The organism is Ramlibacter lithotrophicus, assembly GCF_012184415.1.
GTDB classification, from domain to species: domain Bacteria; phylum Pseudomonadota; class Gammaproteobacteria; order Burkholderiales; family Burkholderiaceae_C; genus Ramlibacter; species Ramlibacter lithotrophicus.
This window is the reverse complement of record NZ_VTOX01000001.1, coordinates 190,572-207,496: the sequence shown is the minus strand read 5'-3', so window position 1 is coordinate 207,496 and position 16,925 is coordinate 190,572. Positions and strand designations below refer to the sequence as shown.

Here is a 16,925-nt window from a genome sequence, read left to right as displayed (position 1 = left end):
GCGTGCAGGGCGGTCCCTCTTGTGGAGAGGATCCGGCTTCGCCGGTCCTCTTCACACTGATCAGGCCACTGGAAAAAGTCGTGCGCGACTTTTTCAGTGACTCCATTTCGCCAGCAGCTTCTCCGGCCCCATGCTGTCGTAGACCTCGAACGGCTGGTGGATCCAGGGATTCGTCGGCAGGAATTCCACCGAATAGTCGGCTGTGAACTTCGACATTCCCTTCGTCCAGACCACCGCCGTGCGCAGTTCGGTGATCGGCGGATAGTTGTTGCGCAGCAGGTCGACGACGGCGTGCAGCGTGTGGCCCGAGTCCGCCAGGTCGTCGACCAGCAGGACGCGGCCGGCGATCTCGCCCTTGGGCGTCGTGATGTAGCGCGCGATGTCCAGGTGCCCCTGCACCGTTCCGGCGTCGGCACGGTACGAGCTGGTCGACATGATCGCCAGCGGCTTGTCGAAGATGCGGGAGAGCATGTCGCCGGGGCGCATGCCGCCGCGCGCCAGGCACAGGATGGTGTCGAACTGCCAGCCCGACTGGTACACCTTGATCGCGAGCTTCTCGATCAGGTTGTGGTACTCGTCGTAGCTCACGTACAGGTGCTTGCCGTCTTCCGTCAACATTCGGAGGTCTCCAGGTTTCGAGTGGCGCGCCCCGCCGCCGCTCGCGCCGGCGCCGGGGCGGCAAGGGAATCACGCCAGGTACGGGTGGCGCATCAGGATGGTCTGCTCGCGGTCGGGGCCGGTCGAGATCAGGTGGATCGGCACGCCCGTCACCTGCTCGATGCGCTGCAGGTACAGACGCGCGTTCACCGGGAGCTTGTCGTAGGCGGTGACGCCCACCGTGCTTTCGGTCCAGCCGGCCATGGTTTCGTACACCGGCTTGCAGCGGGCGATCTCGTCGGCGCCCATCGGCAGGATGTCGGTGTGCTGGCCGTCCAGCTCGTAGCCGGTGCACAGCTGCAGCTCCTTCAGCCCGTCGAGGACGTCGAGCTTGGTGATGCACAGCCCCGAGAGGCCGTTGACCTGCGCGCTGCGCTTGAGCAGCGCCGCGTCGAACCAGCCGCAGCGGCGGCTGCGCCCGGTGGTGACGCCCTTTTCGGCGCCGACGGTGGACATGTGCCAGCCCGGCGTGCCGGGCTTTTCCCATTCGAGCTCGGTCGGGAACGGCCCGCCCCCGACCCGCGTGCAATACGCCTTGGTGATGCCCAGGATGTAGTGCAGCATGCCCGGGCCGATCCCGGCGCCGGCCGCCGCGTTGCCGGCGACGCAGTTGCTGGAGGTGACATACGGGTAGGTGCCGTGGTCGACGTCCAGCAGCGTGCCTTGCGCGCCTTCGAACAGCAGGTTGTCGCCGTGGACGTGCGCCTCGTTCAGCTCGCGCGAGACGTCGGCCATCATCGGCCGGATGATCGCGGCCTGGCGCATGCACTCGTCGAACACCGGCTGGAATTCGACGGCGGGCGCGTTCAGGAACTTCGTCAGGACGAAGTTGTGCAGTTCCAGCAGCGTCCTGAGCTTCTCGGCGAAGCGCTCGGGGTGCTTCAGGTCCTGCACGCGCAACGCGCGGCGGGCGATCTTGTCCTCGTAGGCCGGGCCGATGCCGCGGCCCGTGGTGCCGATCTTCTCGCTGCCGCCCTGCTCGCGCAGCGACTCGCGCGCGACGTCGATGGCGGCGTGGAACGGCAGGATCAGCGGGCAGGCCTCGCTGATGCGCAGGCGCGAGCGCACCTCGACCCCCGCCTTCTCGAGGCCCTCGATTTCCTCCAGCAGCTTGGTCATCGACAGCACCACGCCGTTGCCGATGTAGCACTTGACGCCCGGGCGCATGATGCCGCTGGGGATCAGGTGCAGCGCGGTCTTGACGCCGTTGATCACGAGCGTGTGGCCGGCGTTGTGGCCCCCCTGGAAGCGCACGACCCCCTGCGCCATCTCGGTCAGCCAGTCGACCAGCTTGCCCTTGCCTTCGTCGCCCCACTGGGTGCCGACCACGACCACGTTGCGGCCCTTTGTCTTCGTCATCGCATGCTTTCGGGAGAAAAATTCGGATTCAGTCGCCGCCGGGCCGCCCCAAGGCGACTGACGGCCCCCTCGGGGGGCAGCGCAGACGCGCAGCGGCAAGCGTGGGGGTGAACATACTTCAGATGGCCTTCACGACCCACTGGTCGCCGGCACGCGCAAGTTCGCGGTCGCAGAGGAACTCGTCGGCTTCGCTCTCGTGGCCCGGCATCGCGCACACCACGGTCTCGCCGCGGCTGCGCAGCGCGGCGATGGCCGCCCGCAGCGCGCCGCCATTGCCGTTGTCGGCCCACGGCGCCCGGATGGCGCCGCGCAGCGGCCGCCGCGCCGCCACGGGCACGAGTTCCTTCACGTCCAGGCTGAAACCGACGGCCGGGCGGTTGCGACCGAACACGGCGCCCACCTCGTCGTAGCGGCCGCCGCGCACCAGCGAATCGCTGGCGCCGGACGCGTAGATCGCGAAACGCGGTCCCGTGTAATACGCGTACCCGCGCAGGTCGGCGAGGTCGAAGCTGACCTTCGCGCCCTGCAGGTGGCCGGCGAGCCACCGCAGGTTGGCCAGCGCCTCGCGCAGGCCCGGCAGGTCGGGCAGGCGGCCCTGCGCCTCGTCCAGCACCTGCTCGTCGCCGTAGAGCGACACGAGCGCGAGCAGCGCCTCGCGGACCGCGGCGGGGAATTCCTTCGCGAGGCGTGCCAGTTCGCCTGCGTCCTTCACCGCCAGCGCGGCGTGCACCCGCGCCACCGCGTCGTCGGAGAGCGAGAGTCCGGCCAGCAGGGCGCGCACGATGCGCGTGTCGGCCATGTCCACGGTGAGGTCGCGCACCTGCACCGCCTTGAGGCAGTCGAGCGCGAGCAGCAGGGCTTCGAGGTCGGCTTCCAGGCCGGCGTGGCCGTAGATCTCGGCGCCGAACTGCAGCGGCTCGCGCGTGGCGTGGGGCCGGTCGGGCCGCGTGTGCAGCACGGGACCGCAGTAGCACAGGCGGGCCACGCCCTGGCGATTGAGCAGGTGGGCGTCGATGCGGGCGACCTGCGGCGTGCTGTCGGCACGCAGGCCCATGGTGCGCCCGGAGAGCTGGTCGACCACCTTGAACGTCTGCAGGCGCAGCGCCTCGCCGGTGCCGGTGAGCAGCGACTCGAGGTGCTCCAGCAGCGGCGGCATCACCAGCTCGTAGCCGTAGCCGGAAGCCGTGTCGAGCAGTTCGCGGCGCAGTTCTTCGATCAGCCGGGCCTCGGCGGGCAGAACATCGGCAATGTGATCCGGCAGGACCCAGGCGGACATGTGGAGGGGCGCTGTGAAAACGGCTATTTTACCGGCCGGCAGTGCGGCCTCCGGCTGAGCGGGGCGCGGCCCGCTGCGTTCGGGACTTCGCGGCGGCGGGCGCGCCTGACGCCGGCCTCACCCGAACAGCCACAGCGTCAACAGCCCGCCGAGGATGCTGCACAGGCCGAAGAAGCGCAGCTGCCCGTCCTGCAACTGCAGCAGCCGCAGGAAGGTGCGGCGCCACCCGCCGGGCGAGACGAAGGGGAACAGCCCCTCCAGCACCAGGACGAGCCCCAGCGCGACCCAGAAGGTATCGCCGTCCAAGGCCTATTTCTTCGCCGGTGCCTGGCCGGCGGCGCCGCTGCCGCGGAACGCCTTGAAGAATTCGGTGCCTGCCGGGTCCAGCACCATCACGTCGCCCTTCTTGTTGAAGGTCGCCTTGTAGGCCTCGAGGCTGCGGTAGAACTGCGCGAACTGCGGGTCGCGGCCGAAGGCCTCGCCGTAGACGGCCGCCGCCTGGGCGTCGCCCTCGCCCTTGATCTTCTGCGCGTCGCGGTAGGCATTGGCGATGGTCACCTCGCGCTGGCGGTCGGCGTCGGCGCGGATCTTCTCGCCCTCGGCCGCGCCGGTCGAGCGCAGCTCGTTGGCGACGCGCTTGCGCTCGGCTTCCATCCGGCGGTAGACCGATTCGGTGATCGCCTCGACATAGTCGACGCGGTTGATGCGCACGTCGATCACGTCGATGCCCCAGGGCTTGGCCCCCTTGACCACCTCGAGTACCTCGCGCTGGACGTCGTTCATCACCTGCTCGCGCTTGGCCGACAGCAGTTCGCGCACCGTGCGGCGGTTGACCTCTTCCTGGAACGCGTTGCGCACCACCCGGCTCAGCTGGTTCGCGCCGGCGGCCTCGTCCAGGCCGACGTTGCGGATGTACTGCGACGGATCGATGATGCGCCAGCGCACGTACCAGTCGATCACCACGCGCTGCTTCTCCAGCGTCAGCATCGGCTCGGTATCGGGGCTCTCCAGCGTCAGCAGCCGCTTGTCGATGTACGAGACGTTCTGGAACGGCGGCGGCAGCTTGAAGTTGAGCCCGGGCTCGGTGATCACTTCCTTGATCTGGCCGAGCGCGAACACCACGCCGAACTGCCGTTGGTCCACCACGAACAGCATGGAGCTGAGCAGCGCAAGCGCCACCAGCGCCGAGGTCACCATGAATCCGATTCTGTTCATTGTCCTGTCCTTCGCTCAGCGCGTCTCGCGCTCGCGGCTGCGGCCGCCGTCTCGCGTGCGGGAGTCGGTCATGCCCGACGCCGGCGCCGCGGGCGCCGAGCCCGGCGCAGCGCCGGGTTCCGGCGGCGGCACGACGGTCGCCGCGCCGCCCTGCGCCACCTGCTGCAGGATCCGGTCGAGCGGCATGAACAGCATGTTGCCGCCCTGCCGCGAGTCCACCAGGACCTTGGTGACGCTGCTGTAGATCTGCTGCATCGTGTCCAGGTACATGCGGTCGCGCGTGACCTGAGGCGCGCGCTGGTACTCGGTCAGCACCGACTTGAAGCGCTGCGCATCGCCCTGCGCCTGGGCCACGATCCGCGCCTTGTAGCCCTCGGCTTCCTGCGTCAGGCGCGAGGCCGAGCCGACCGCCCGCGGGATCACGTCGTTGGCATACGCCTGCGCCTCGTTCTTGGCGCGCTCGCGCTCCTGGCCGGCCTTGAGCACGTCGTCGAACGCGGCCTGCACCTGTTCGGGCGGGCGCACGCCGCTTTGCTGGAGGTTGATCGCGACCACGTCTACGCCGATGCCGTAGCGGTCGAGGATCTCCTGCATCAGCTGGCGCACGCGCGGACCGATCTGGTCGCGCTCCTCGGCCAGGGCCGAGTCCATGCGCATCTTGCCGACCACCTCGCGCACCGCCGTCTCGGCGGCCTGCACCACGGCCTCGGCCGGGTTCTTGCTCACGAACAGCCAGGCCCGGGCGTCCTTCAGCCGGTACTGCACGGCGAACCGGATCTCGACGATGTTCTCGTCCTCGGTCAGCATCGCCGAGTCGCGCAGGCCGGTGGCCTTGATCACGACGTCGCGGCCGACATCCACCGAGCGGATCTGCGTGACGAACACCAGCTCGTGGCGCTGGATCGGGTACGGCAGCCGCCAGTTGAAACCGGCGCCGACGGTGGACTTGTAGCGCCCGAACTGCGTGATCACGGCCTGCTGGCCTTCCTGCACGATGAAGAAGCCGGTGCCCAGCCAGATCAGCACGACGATGGCGGCGACCAGGCCGGCGCCGATGCCGGCGCTCTTCATGTCGGGCTGGAAATTGCCGCCGCCGAAGCCGCCGCCGTCCCCGCCGCCGCGCCGGCGGCCGCCGAACAGGCCGCCCAGGCGCCGGTTGAAGTCGCGCCACAGTTCATCGAGGTCGGGCGGGCCCTGGTTGGGCCCACGGCCCCCGCCCTCTGGCTTGTCGGGCCGGTTGTTCTCGGGCTGCTTGCCGTCCTCGCCGCGCCCCCATCGCGGGTCGTTCAGGTTGAACATGCCCCAGAAGCGGCCCTTCAGCCCGGCCCAGGACAGGTTGCGAAGTGGGAGGTTCATGCGCGTGGATCTCTTCTTTGTAACAACCGCATTGTGCCCAATCAGGCGTGGCTGTCGTGAACCTTGGGGTTCGGGTCTTCCTGCGCCGCCGGCGGGCTGCGCTCGCCCACTTCCCGGGCCAGCTCGGCGCGCAGGGCGGTGAGGCCCGCGCCCGTGAACCCGCTGACGAAGACCCGGGGCACCTGCACGCCTTCGAGCTGGAACTGGTCGACCTCGCGGCGCGGCTGCTTGCTCGGCTCGAGCAGGTCGATCTTGTTGAAGACCAGCAGCTGCGGCACGTCGCCCGCCCCGATCTCGTGCAGCACCTGCTGCACCTGGGCGATCTGCTCCGGGTGGTTCGGGTTGGCGGCGTCCACCACGTGCAGCAGCAGGTCCGCGTCGGCGGCCTCCTGCAACGTGGCCTGGAACGCGTCGATCAGGCCGTGCGGCAGGTCGCGGATGAAGCCGACCGTGTCCGACAGCGACACCGACCGGCCCGCTTCGCCCAGATACAGCTGGCGCGTCGTGGTGTCGAGGGTGGCGAACAGCTGGTTGGCCGCGTACGCGCCGGCCTTGACGAGCGCGTTGAACAGCGTCGACTTGCCGGCGTTGGTGTAGCCGACCAGCGAGATGTTGAAGGCGCCCTGCCGCTCGCGGCGGCGCCGCTGCGTCTGGCGCTGGCGCTTGACCTTCACCAGCCGCTCGCGGGTGCGCTTGATCGCTTCCGAGATCATCCGGCGGTCCAGCTCGATCTGCTTTTCGCCGGGGCCGCCGCGCACGCCGGCGCCGCCGGCCTGCCGCTCCAGGTGCGACCAGCGCCGCACCAGCCGCGTGCTGACGTACTGCAGCCGCGCCAGTTCGACCTGCAGCTTGCCTTCGTGGCTGCGGGCGCGCTGGGCGAAGATCTCCAGGATCAGCAAGGTGCGGTCGTTCACCGGCCGGTCCAGATGGCGCTCGAGGTTGCGCTGCTGCGCCGGGCTCAGGGCCTGGTCGAACAGGACCTCGGCCGCGCCCATCTCGTCGGCCAGCTGCTTGATCTCGTCGGCCTTGCCCTTGCCGATGAACAGCGCCGCGTCGGGCGCCTTGCGCCTGCAGACCACGCGCGCCACCGGCGCCAGCCCGGCCGTCTGCGACAGCAGGCCCAGCTCTTCCAGTTCGGCGTCGAAGTGAGGCAGCCCGAGGTCCACCCCGACCAGGATGGTGGGGGTGGCGGGACTATTTGGCTGTTCAGGAAAACTCAAGTGCGGGTGGGTCGGGGTTCGGTGTCAGGCGGTCGACCGGCCCCCCTTGGCGTCGGGGCCTTCAGGTGGTGCCGGCTTCCGTGCCTTCCGCGGTGGAGAAGTTCACGGCGCGGCCCGGCACGATGGTGGAAATCGCGTGCTTGTAGACCATCTGCGTCACCGTGTTGCGCAACAGGACGACGTACTGGTCGAAGGACTCGATCTGCCCCTGCAGCTTGATGCCGTTGACGAGGTAGATCGACACCGGCACATGCTCGCGGCGCAAGGTATTCAGGAATGGGTCTTGTAGAAGCTGCCCTTTGTTGCTCACGATATTCTCCGTGTTCCGCGGCCGGAAATGTTGTTGGAAACTGCACCTTACCACAGCGCAACGCTGGGCGCGTGCGGCCGGAAGTGTTCAGTCCCCACTATTTGGCGGCGCCTTGCGCGAGTACAAGAGCCTCAGCTATTTTCTTTTTCGGCGTAGGGGTTCTTCGAGGTCTTCATCTCGATGCGCAAGGGCGTTCCGATCAGGTTGAACTCCTTGCGGAACCGGCCTTCCAGGAACCGCTTGTACGCTTCGGTCACGTGCTCGAGCGAGTTGCCGTGGACCACGATCACCGGTGGGTTCATGCCGCCCTGGTGCGCGTAGCGCAGCTTCGGCCGGAACATGCCGGAACGCTTGGGCTGCTGGAACTGCACGGCTTCCAGCAACAGCCGGGTGAGCACCGGCGTCGGCATCTTGATCATGGCCGAGCGGTGCGCCTGCGCGATCGACTGCCACACCGGCCCGAGTCCCTGCCGCCTGATCGCCGAGATGAAATGCATGGGCGCGAACTTGAGGAAGGCGAGCCTGGTCTCGATCTGCCGCTGCAGCTGCTCGCGTTGGTACTCGTCCACCGCGTCCCACTTGTTGACGGCCAGCACGACGGCCCGGCCGCTTTCCAGGATGTAGCCGGCGATGTGGGCATCCTGGTCGGTCACGCCCTGGGTGGCGTCCAGCAGCAGCAGCACGACGTTGGCCGATTCGATCGCCTGCAGCGTCTTGACGACCGAGAACTTCTCGATCGCCTCGAACACGCGGCCCTTGCGGCGCAGGCCGGCGGTGTCGATCAGCTCGAACTTCTGGCCGGCCCGCTCGAACGGCACCGAGATGGCGTCGCGCGTGGTGCCAGGCAGGTCGAAGGCCACCAGCCGCTCCTCGCCCAGCCAGGTGTTGATCAGCGTGGACTTGCCGACGTTGGGGCGGCCCGCGACCGCGAGCTTGATGACGCCGGTGTCCACCGCCTGCTCTTCCTCTTCTTCCTCGGGCAGGTTGAGGGTGGCGAGCGCCAGGTCGACCAGGCTGCGGATGCCCTGCCCGTGGGCGGCGGAGATCGCGTGCACCTCGCCCAGGCCCAGCTCGTAGAACTCCGTGAGCTGGACCCCTTCGGTCATGCCTTCCGCCTTGTTGGCGGCCAGGATCGTGGGCTTGCCCAGCTTGCGCAGGTAGCTCGCGATGTCGTGGTCCTGCGCGGAGAGGCCGCCGCGGGCGTCCAGCACGAAGATCACCACATCGGCTTCGGCGACGGCCTGGCGCGTCTGCTTGGCCATCTCCATGTAGATGCCGCTCTCGGCCGTCGGCTCGAAGCCGCCGGTGTCGATGACGATGAACTCGTGCCGCCCCTGGCGCGCGTTGCCGTAGTGGCGGTCGCGCGTGAGCCCCGCGAAGTCGGCCACGATCGCATCACGCGACTTGGTGAGCCGGTTGAAGAGGGTGGACTTCCCGACGTTGGGGCGGCCCACCAGGGCCATCACGGGTTTCATCACTCGGGGATGAACCCGTAGAGGCCGCCGTTGCGCGTCAGCACGACCAGCGTGTTGCCGGCGACGACCGGCGCGGCCATGATCGGCGAGCCGTCGGTGGCGAGCCGGTTGAGCGGGCTGCCGTCCTCGCGCGAGAGCAGGTGCACGAGGCCGGTGCTGTCACCGACCACGACCGAGCGGCCCAGCGACAGCGGTGCGGTGAGGCCGCGGTGGCGCAGCAGCTCGCTGACCCAGGCGCGGTCGCCGTTCTCGCGCTTCCAGGCAACGACCTTGCCGTCGGCTTCGGTGCCGAACACCAGCCGCTCGTCGCCGTGCAGGCCCTCGGCGCCGCTGGCCGGCTTGGTCCAGGCGACGGCGCCGCGGGCGGCGTTCACGCAACCGACCGCGGCCTGGAACGCCCGCGCGCAGACCGAGTCGCCGACGCGGCTCGCGCTGCCCACCAGGTCGACCAGCCGCTCGACATCGTTCACGCCGCGCGGGACCGCGATCGGCGCCTCCCAGCGGACCCGGCCGGTCAAGGGGTCCAGCCCCGCCAGCCGGCCCGACAGGCCCACCACCAGCGTGTCGCCCACGGCCAGCATCACGCCGCCGTGGCGCAACACGAGGGGTTCGCCGGGACGCTGCTGCGTCCACAGCCGGCGCCCGTTGCGCGCATCGAACGCGCTCACCGAGCGGTCGGCGGTCAGGACGAACACGCGCCCGCCGGCGACGAACGGGGCCGTATAGGAGACGGCGGGCAGTTGCTCGCGCCACACCGGCTTGCCGCCGGCCAGCGCGACCAGTTCGTTGGCGCGGGTGACCACCGCGGCGGTCGTGCCGTCGCTGCCGACACCGGCCGCGATCGGGCCGCCGGCACTGCCGCGCCACAGGTCGCGGCCGCTCGCCGCGTCGATGGCGGCCACCGTGCCGTCCACGCTGGCGATGGCGATCGTGTTCCCGTTCACGCTCACCGACATCGGTGCGGAGACTTCACCGACCCGGGCCGTCCAGGCGGGGCGCACCGCGATCAGCGCCACGTTGGGCGCCAGCTCCGCCGGCTTCGGCTTTTCGGCCCCGCCCAGGCCGAGGAAGGACGGCATGGCCGAACAGCCGGCCAGGAGGGCGGCGGCGGCGATCGCGGAGCAGGCGGCGCGCAGCGCGCGGCGCGTCACGACTTGGCTCCCGCCGCGGTGCCCGGCGCCGCAAGCTGTTTCGCGTCGACGCCCAGCGCGCCGAGCTTGACCTCGATCAGCCGGCGGTAATCGCTGCGCTCGTCGAACGCCTTGTAGGCCTTCTCGTATTCGGCCCTGGCCTCGGCCTTCTTGCCCTGCAGGCTCAGGACGTCGCCGCGCCGGTCGGCGGCCAGCGGCGCGAACTCCGGGGGGAAATTACCGGCGAGCTGCTTGAGGGCATCGTCGTACGCCTTCGCCTCCAGCATCACGCCGGCCAGCCGCAAGCGCGCCAGGGCCTGGTAGCCCTCGTCGGGCGACTTCTCGGCGACCCAGGCCAGCGTGGCCTTGGCCGCGTCGGCCTTGCCCTTGGCCTGCAGCGTGGTGGCTGCGAGCAGGCCGGCCTGCTGCGCGTAGGTGGTGCGGCCAAAGCGCTCCTTCAGGTCGGAAAACGCACGCTCCAGGCGGTCCGTGTCCCCGGCCTGCACCGCACGCTCGATCTCGTCGTACATGGCGGAGGCCTGCGCGGCCTGGCTGTTCTGCCAGTATTGCCAGCCGTTCCAGGCGGCGATCGCGCCGAACACCGCGATCAGTGCCCAGGTGATCAGGTTGCCGTATTCCCGCCAGAAGTGCTTGAGCTCGTCAAGCTGTTCCTGTTCTTCGAGATCGAGTTGTTTTGCCATGGTTGAGTTCTGTGGGGAGCCTTGGATTGTATGAGGGCCCGCCCCGCGGGCTACGCCTTGAGCGTGTCCGCCCAATCGGCGCAGCCCCCCAGCGGGCGCTGTACCTGGGCCCCGGTCCCGTCGCGCAGGGCCTTCACCGTGACCATGCCGATCGCCAGTTCGTCGGGCCCGAACACCAGCGCATACCGGGCGCCGCTGCCGTCGGCTTTCTTGAACTGCGACTTCATGCTGCCCATGCCTTCGCCCGACCCGGCGTGCATCTGCACCTTGACGCCCTCGGCGCGCAGGGCCTGCAGGGCCGGCATGGCGAGCGGGAGCGCTTCCGCCGCCGGAACGATCGCGTACGCATCGGGCGCAGGGGCGCCGAATTCGCCCAGTTGCAGCACCAGCAGTTCCAGGACGCGTTCGATCCCCATGCCCCAGCCGACGGCCGGCGTCGGCTTGCCGCCCAGGATCTCGAACAGGCCGTCATAGCGTCCGCCGCCGCACAGCGTGCCCTGGGCACCCAGTTCGTCGGTGATGAATTCGAAGACCGTGTGGCTGTAGTAGTCCAGCCCGCGCACCAGCCGGGCGTTGACCGTCCACGGCACGCCGCAGGCATCGAGCAGCTTCTGCACCGTGTGCAGGTGCTTGAGCGATGCCTCGCCCAGGTAGTCCAGCAATTGCGGCGCGGCCTGCACCATTTCCTGCATCGCGGGATTCTTGGTGTCGAGGATGCGCAGCGGATTGGTGTGCAGGCGCCGCTGGGCGTCCGCGTCCAGCAGGGCGGCGTGCCGCTCGAAGTACGCCACAAGCGCCTCGCGGTGGGCCCGCCGCTCGGCGGGCACGCCCAGACTGTTCAGCTCGACCCGGACGTTGGCGAGGCCCAGGTCGGCCAGCAACTGGTGCGCGAGCACCATCAGCTCGGCGTCGACCTCCGGCCCCGGAAAGCCCAGCACTTCGGCGCCGAGCTGGTAGAACTGGCGATAGCGCCCGCGCTGCGGCCGCTCGTGGCGGAACATCTGGCCCATGTAGTACAGCCGCTTGCCGCCGTCGTAGGTCAGGTTGTGCTCGATCGCCGCCCGCACGACGCCGGGCGTATTCTCAGGCCGCAGCGTCAGCTGTTCGCCGTTGAGCCGGTCCTCGAAGGAGTACATCTCCTTCTCGACGATGTCCGTGGTCTCGCCGGTGCCGCGCACGAAGAGCGCCGTCGGCTCGACGATCGGCGTGCGGACCATGCGGTACGCATGGCGCGCCATCAGTTCGCGGACCTTGTCCTCCAGCCATTCCCAGCGCGCCGATTCCGGCGGCAGGATGTCGTTCATGCCTTTGACGGCGTTGATTTTCGAGTTCATAGGGTCTGGGGCCTGAGGCCTCGGGGCAGGGGCCAGGGGAACCGTGGGCGCGGTTGGCTTTCCCTCGGCGCCAGCCCCGGCGCCTAGCTCCTGTATTTTTCTTGCACGTACTTCTCCACGATCTCGTGGAACTCGGCGGCGATGTTGTCGCCGCGCAGGGTCAGCGCCTTTTCGCCGTCGATGAACACGGGAGCGGCCGGGGCCTCCCCGGTGCCCGGCAGGCTGATGCCGATGTCGGCATGCTTGCTCTCGCCGGGGCCGTTGACGATGCAGCCCATCACCGCCACGCGCAGGTTCTCCACGCCCGGATGCCTCGAACGCCAGACCGGCATCTGCGCCCGCAGGTAGTCGTCGATCTGCTTGGCCAGTTCCTGGAAGGTGGTGCTGGTGGTGCGTCCGCAGCCGGGGCAGGCCGTGACGCTCGGCACGAAGTGGCGCAGGCCCAGCGCCTGCAGGATCTCGGAGGCGATCACCACCTCCTGCGTGCGCGACTCGCCCGGCTGCGGCGTCAGCGACACCCGGATCGTGTCGCCGATGCCCTCCTGCAGGAGGATGCCCAGCGCGACGCTGGAGGCCACCGTGCCCTTGGTGCCCATCCCGGCCTCGGTCAGGCCCAGGTGCAGCGGGTGGTCGCAGCGGCGCGCCAGTTCCCGGTAGACGGCGACGAGGTCCTGCACCCCGCTCACCTTGCACGAGAGGATGATCTGGTGGCCCGGCAGCCCGAGTTCCTGCGCGCGCCGCGCCGAGTCGATGGCGGAGCTCACGAGCGCCTCGTACATCACCGACCTGGCTTCCCACGGCTCGCCACGCCGGCTGTTCTCGTCCATCAGGCGGGCGAGCAGGTCCTGGTCGAGGCTGCCCCAGTTGACGCCGATGCGCACCACCTTGTTCCAGCGGACCGCGGCCTCAATCATCTGGGCGAACTGGCGGTCGTGCTTGTCGCCCTTGCCGACGTTGCCGGGATTGATGCGGTACTTGGACAGCGCCTGCGCGCACTCGGGGAAGTCGGTGAGCAGGCGGTGCCCGTTGTAGTGGAAATCGCCGACCAAAGGCACGTCGATCCCCATCCGGTCGAGCTGCTCGCGGATGTACGGCACCTGCGCCGCGGCCTCGGGCGTGTTGACCGTGATGCGCACCATTTCGGAGCCCGCGACGGCCAGCTCCTTGACCTGGATCGCCGTGGCGATGGCGTCCTGGGTGTCGGTGTTGGTCATCGACTGCACGCGCACCGGCGCGTCACCGCCCACGGTGACGACGCGGTCGCCCCATTGGACGCGCGCTTGGCGCGAACGGCGGGGGAGTGGCGCCGCCGGCGCCACTGGCAGGCAGGAATCGGTCATTTCACCTCGAATCGGGCAACGTTGTCGCGGGTGATCGCGCGCAGGTCGAACGGCTTGCCCCGCACCTGCACCTCGGTCGCGCCGGCGTTGCCGACGGTCACCTGCAGCGGCATGGCGCCGGACGCGCCGGCGGTCTCGCCGGTCGAGAGCAGCTTGCGCACCGGGACGGCGCCCTTGGCGTCGCGCACCTCGATCCACGACTGCGCGCTGGCGCGGAACACGATCACCCCGGTGGCCACCGGCGCGGCCGGGGCCGAAGCAGCGGCGGCGGCGGTCGAAGCCGCGGCACTGGCCGCGGGTACGGCGGGAGCGGGCGGCGCAGCCGCGGCCGCGGGCGGGGCCATGGCCACGGAGGCCGTCATGACCTCCGCCGGCGCCGTGACCGCAGCCGGAGCCGGCGCCGCGGTTTCGCGGCCGGCTGCCGGCGCCGTCGGGGACGCCGTGGCCGCAGCCTCGGTCGAGGAAGTGCCGGCGACCGGGGCACCCTCGTCCGGGTGCCGTGGCAACAGCAGCACGACCAGCGCGCCGACCAGCAGCGCGCCCACGATCAGCGCCACCGGCCGGGTGAGCTGGTCCTTCCAGTGCGAGGACACCGTGTCGCGCGGGCTGCGGAACGGCGCGTTGAGGCCGTCGGTATCCTGCACCAGCCGCGGCTTGCCGGTCTGCGGCAGCCGTGCCAGCACCGGCGCGGCGTCGATCTTGAGCGTGCGGCAGACGCTCGCGGCCAGCGCCCGGGCGAACACCGCGTCGGGCAGCAGGTCGTGGCGGTCGTTCTCCAGCGCATCGAGCTTGGCCACCGGCACCTTCATCGCCACGGCCAGCGCGGCGACGTGCAGCCCCGCCGCCTCGCGCGCGTTGCGCAGCATTGCGCCGGCCGTCTGCGCCTGCGCGGCGGCGGCCGCCGGATCCGTGCCGCGCGCTTCCGGTGCGCCCACCTCAATCATCGAAGGCTCCCCGCTCGTACGCGATCGCCTCCCGCGACTGGCCGAAGCGCTTCTTCAGCTGCTCGCCGAGCTGGCGCATGGCCACCTGGTCGTTCATCCGGCGCTCCACCTTCACGCCGAGCCACAGCGTCTCGGCGTTCGCCAGCTCGGTGTTGTTCAGGCGGCGGATGTAGAACTGCGCGCGCTGGAACTCGCCCCGCCGGTACAGCAGCTGCGCCAGGTTGTATCCGGTGACCGGATTGCCGGCGTCCAGTTCGTAGGCCCGCGCCAGGCTCTGCTCGGCCTGCGCCGTGCGCCCGGCCCGCGCCTGGCACAGGCCCTGGGTCAGCAGCGTCTTGGCGCGGCCGCCGTACACCGGATTGGCCATGGCGACGTCGAAGGCGCGCTGCGCCTCGTCGTAGCGGGCCTGCTGGCACAGGAGCCAGCCATAGTTGTGCTGCACGTTGGAATCGCGCGGGTTCAGCGCGACGGCGCGCCGGAAGCTCTCCTCGGCCTGGCGCTGGTCGTTCAGCCGCATGTAGATCAGCCCGCGCAGGTTGTAGGCGTCGGGGAAGGCGGGATCGGCCGCGATCACCTGCTTCAGCTCGTCGAGCGCGATGTCGGTCTTGCCCTGGTCGAAGTAGCCCACGGCGAGCTCCATCCGGATGCGCGCGCGCTTGCGCGACTCGGGCTCGTCCGATTCGGTGAGGGGATCGCGGCTGGCCGCCAGGTCGGCGGGCTGGGAAGCGCATCCGGCCAGCGCCAGCAGCAGCGCGCCGGCCAGCACCGCCCAGTGCGGGCTGCGCCGCGCGTTCCACGTCGTGGCGACGGACCTTGCCATGTTCACTCCTCGTCGCGCACTGCCATGGCGGCCGGCACCGGCTTGAGCATGATCGTGCGTTGCCGGGCGATGCGCTCGCCCACACGGGTGCGGTCCTGGACGTCGCCCGCCAGCTGTCCGCAGGCCGCGGCGATGTCGTCCCCTCTGGTCTTCCGCACAGTCGTGACGATACCAGCATCGCTCAGCAATTTCGCGAACGCGACCACCTGTTTGTGGGGCGAACGCGTCAGGCCGGATTCAGGAAATGGATTAAACGGAATCAGGTTGAACTTGCAGGGGACACCGGTGCCGCCGTGGTGCTTCACCAGGTCGATCAGCTGGCGAGCGTGCTCCGGCTGGTCGTTGACGCCATCGAGCATGCAGTACTCGAAGGTGATGAAGTCGCGCGGCGCGTGTTCCAGGTAGCGGTTGCACGCGTCGAGCAGGTCCTCCAGGCAGTGCTTGCGGTTCAGCGGCACCAGGTGGTCGCGCAGCTCGTTGTTCGGCGCGTGCAGCGACACGGCCAGCGCCACCGGGCATTCCTCGCCCAGTTTGTCGATGTTGCGCACCATGCCAGAGGTGGACACCGTCACGCGGCGGCGCGACAGCCCGTAGCCATGATCGTCCAGCATCACCCGCAGCGCCGGCACCAGGGCCGAATAGTTCTGCAGCGGCTCGCCCATCCCCATCATCACGACGTTGGAGATGACGCGCTCGCCGGTCTTCAGGTGGCCGCGCAGGAAGTGCTCCGCGAACCACAGCTGGCCGACGATCTCGCCGGTGGTGAGGTTGCGCGCGAAGCCCTGGTGGCCGGTGGAGCAGAAGCGGCAGCCGACGGCGCAGCCCGCCTGCGAGGAGATGCACAAGGTGCCGCGGTCGTCCTCGGGGATGAACACGGCTTCGACCGCGTTGCCGCCGCCGACGTCGAACAGCCACTTGATGGTGCCGTCGGCGGACTCGTGGCTGGAGATGACGGACAGTCCCTCGATGCGGGCGTGGACGGCGAGCTTCTCGCGCAGGGATTTCGCCAGGTCGCTCATCTGCGCGAAGTCGCGGGCGCCGCGCTGGTGGATCCAGCGAAACAGCTGGGTGGCGCGGAAGCGCTTCTCGCCCAGCCCTTCGCAGAAGGCGGCCAGGCCGTCGAGGTCGAGATCGAGCAGGTTGGTGTTCATCGGGCGGCGGTGCCCGCGCGGCACGTCCCCTGCCCGCCCCGCGCAGGCCGGCGAGCGCCCGGGGGGCGGCCGGCGGTGGCGGGGCGTTCAAGGCACATGCTCAGCGGGAATAGACGTTCATGCCGGGGAAGAAGAAGCTCACTTCCACCTTGGCGGTTTCGGGGGCGTCGGAGCCATGCACGGCATTGGCATCGATGCTGTCGGCGAAGTCGGCGCGGATCGTTCCCTTGTCGGCCTTCTTGGGGTCGGTCGCGCCCATCAGCTCGCGGTTCTTCGCGATGGCGTTTTCGCCCTCGAGCACCTGGATCATCACCGGGCCGGAGATCATGAACTCGACCAGGTCCTTGAAGAAGGGACGCTCCTTGTGGACGGCGTAGAACTGCTCGGCTTCGCGGCGCGACAGGTGGGCCATGCGGGCGGCGGCGACCTTCAGGCCGGCGGCTTCGAAGCGCGCGTAGATCTGGCCGATGACGTTCTTGGCCACGGCGTCGGGCTTGATGATGGAGAGGGTGCGTTCGAGAGCCATCTGGATGTTCCTGAGCTAGGTTGGTGTGAAAAGTGTGCAACGGCCCCGCTGTGGGAGCACGCGGGGCCGCAGAAGTTCGGCAAAGCCATTGATTTTAACCGGGCGAGCGGA

17 protein-coding genes are annotated in these 16,925 nt (G+C 69.6%); all 17 read right to left on the bottom strand.

Annotated features, from left to right (window positions below):
* Positions 1–93: 93 nt before the first annotated feature.
* The 17 genes from RAMLITH_RS00950 to ndk all read right to left on the bottom strand — a co-directional run bounded on the left by RAMLITH_RS00950 (position 94) and on the right by ndk (position 16,814).
* Positions 94–618, bottom strand: coding sequence for a phosphoribosyltransferase (locus tag RAMLITH_RS00950; RefSeq protein ID WP_168105470.1), 525 nt, complete (start codon positions 616–618; stop codon positions 94–96).
* Positions 619–687: 69 nt separating this feature from the next.
* Positions 688–2,016, bottom strand: coding sequence for an adenylosuccinate synthase (locus RAMLITH_RS00945; protein ID WP_168105469.1), 1,329 nt, complete (start codon positions 2,014–2,016; stop codon positions 688–690).
* A gap of 118 nt (positions 2,017–2,134) precedes the next feature.
* Entirely contained in the window at positions 2,135–3,292 is a 1,158-nt protein-coding gene (locus RAMLITH_RS00940; RefSeq protein WP_168105468.1) for an ATP phosphoribosyltransferase regulatory subunit, read from the bottom strand.
* Positions 3,293–3,409: 117 nt separating this feature from the next.
* Positions 3,410–3,598, bottom strand: a complete 189-nt coding sequence (locus tag RAMLITH_RS00935) for a DUF2065 domain-containing protein (protein ID WP_168105467.1) — start codon at positions 3,596–3,598, stop codon at positions 3,410–3,412.
* Between the two features lie 3 nt (positions 3,599–3,601).
* Positions 3,602–4,507, bottom strand: a complete 906-nt coding sequence (gene hflC / locus RAMLITH_RS00930) for a protease modulator HflC (protein WP_168105466.1) — start codon at positions 4,505–4,507, stop codon at positions 3,602–3,604.
* Between the two features lie 15 nt (positions 4,508–4,522).
* A complete protein-coding gene (gene hflK, locus RAMLITH_RS00925) occupies positions 4,523–5,863 on the bottom strand; it encodes an FtsH protease activity modulator HflK (RefSeq protein WP_168105465.1) in 1,341 nt (446 codons plus the stop codon).
* A gap of 41 nt (positions 5,864–5,904) precedes the next feature.
* Positions 5,905–7,083 carry a GTPase HflX gene (gene hflX / locus RAMLITH_RS00920; protein ID WP_168105464.1) on the bottom strand — a complete coding sequence of 393 codons (1,179 nt, stop codon included), beginning with the start codon at positions 7,081–7,083 and terminating at the stop codon, positions 5,905–5,907.
* Positions 7,084–7,144: 61 nt separating this feature from the next.
* Complete coding sequence (hfq, locus tag RAMLITH_RS00915) at positions 7,145–7,393, bottom strand: RNA chaperone Hfq (RefSeq protein WP_168105463.1); 249 nt, start codon at positions 7,391–7,393, stop codon at positions 7,145–7,147.
* A 131-nt stretch (positions 7,394–7,524) separates the two neighbouring features.
* The gene (gene der / locus RAMLITH_RS00910; protein WP_168105462.1) at positions 7,525–8,868 is read right to left on the bottom strand and encodes a ribosome biogenesis GTPase Der; all 1,344 of its coding nucleotides are present in this window, start codon (positions 8,866–8,868) and stop codon (positions 7,525–7,527) included.
* Positions 8,868–9,947 (bottom strand): outer membrane protein assembly factor BamB, encoded by a 1,080-nt coding sequence (gene bamB / locus RAMLITH_RS00905; protein WP_238344003.1) that lies wholly within the window; start codon positions 9,945–9,947, stop codon positions 8,868–8,870. Before bamB ends, der begins: the two co-directional genes overlap by 1 nt.
* Positions 9,948–10,015: 68 nt before the next feature.
* On the bottom strand, positions 10,016–10,699 hold the full coding sequence (locus RAMLITH_RS00900; protein WP_168105461.1) for a YfgM family protein: 684 nt from the start codon (positions 10,697–10,699) through the stop codon (positions 10,016–10,018).
* A gap of 50 nt (positions 10,700–10,749) precedes the next feature.
* Positions 10,750–12,033: a histidine--tRNA ligase gene (hisS, locus tag RAMLITH_RS00895; RefSeq protein ID WP_168105460.1), complete on the bottom strand. Its 1,284-nt coding sequence runs from the start codon at positions 12,031–12,033 to the stop codon at positions 10,750–10,752.
* 83 nt (positions 12,034–12,116) lie between these two features.
* On the bottom strand, positions 12,117–13,373 hold the full coding sequence (gene ispG / locus RAMLITH_RS00890; RefSeq protein WP_168105459.1) for a flavodoxin-dependent (E)-4-hydroxy-3-methylbut-2-enyl-diphosphate synthase: 1,257 nt from the start codon (positions 13,371–13,373) through the stop codon (positions 12,117–12,119).
* A complete protein-coding gene (locus tag RAMLITH_RS00885; protein ID WP_168105458.1) occupies positions 13,370–14,317 on the bottom strand; it encodes a helix-turn-helix domain-containing protein in 948 nt (315 codons plus the stop codon). Before RAMLITH_RS00885 ends, ispG begins: the two co-directional genes overlap by 4 nt.
* Complete coding sequence (gene pilW / locus RAMLITH_RS00880) at positions 14,310–15,137, bottom strand: type IV pilus biogenesis/stability protein PilW (RefSeq protein ID WP_181017730.1); 828 nt, start codon at positions 15,135–15,137, stop codon at positions 14,310–14,312. Before pilW ends, RAMLITH_RS00885 begins: the two co-directional genes overlap by 8 nt.
* 2 nt (positions 15,138–15,139) lie before the next feature.
* A complete protein-coding gene (rlmN, locus tag RAMLITH_RS00875; protein WP_168105456.1) occupies positions 15,140–16,288 on the bottom strand; it encodes a dual-specificity RNA methyltransferase RlmN in 1,149 nt (382 codons plus the stop codon).
* A 100-nt stretch (positions 16,289–16,388) separates the two neighbouring features.
* The gene (gene ndk, locus RAMLITH_RS00870; RefSeq protein WP_168105455.1) at positions 16,389–16,814 is read right to left on the bottom strand and encodes a nucleoside-diphosphate kinase; all 426 of its coding nucleotides are present in this window, start codon (positions 16,812–16,814) and stop codon (positions 16,389–16,391) included.
* Between the last annotated feature and the right edge of the window lie 111 nt (positions 16,815–16,925).